Source organism: Nguyenibacter vanlangensis, from assembly GCF_013376155.1.
Classification (GTDB): domain Bacteria; phylum Pseudomonadota; class Alphaproteobacteria; order Acetobacterales; family Acetobacteraceae; genus Gluconacetobacter; species Gluconacetobacter vanlangensis.
The window spans coordinates 1-541 of the sequence record NZ_JABXXP010001258.1 but is presented as its reverse complement, the minus strand read 5'-3'; the positions used below and the strand labels follow the sequence as shown (position 1 = coordinate 541).

Sequence of the window (541 nt, the reverse complement as noted above, 5' to 3'; positions counted from 1 at the left end):
GATCGTGCCAGCCGCGATCCCAGCCATGGTGCCAGCCGTGATCGCGCCAGTCGGCATGCGCGGCGGGCGCCGCCGCGGCCAGGCCGCCGGCGACCAGGGGAACCGCCATCAGAAGACGAACCATCTTGCGCATGTTCGCAACCCTTTCATCCTTGCGCGGGAGCGGCGGACCGCCCCTGCTTCGATAAACAGAAAACAGGGGCGCCATGGCGATTTGCGGGCCGGTTGCGGGCAGGCGTGCCCTTTTTCCGTAACGAATTGTAACGGCCGATGATCGGAACGGACCATCAGGGGTGGGCGGCGGGCAGGTCCCTGAGTCCCGCCGGAATCGCGAAGACCGCGTCGGGCTGGGCCGCGCGGCGCACGGTTTCGGCACGGACCATGACGTGGCCGTTCCGGGTGGCCTGCAACATCACGCCATCGTCGCTGTAGCAGACCTCGCTGGCCTGGCCGTCGGTGTCGGCGGTCTGCCAGGCGGTGCAGGGCTGGCCGGCCACCAGCATCGTCGCCCCGTGGATCCAGTTGCCGGGCGCGCGCTGCC

The 541-nt window shown here is 69.7% G+C and carries 1 pseudogene; it reads right to left on the bottom strand.

The window, feature by feature from the left end:
* Positions 1 to 287: 287 nt before the first annotated feature.
* Positions 288 to 541, bottom strand: a pseudogene (locus HUK84_RS22470) (hypothetical protein); the annotation flags it as partial.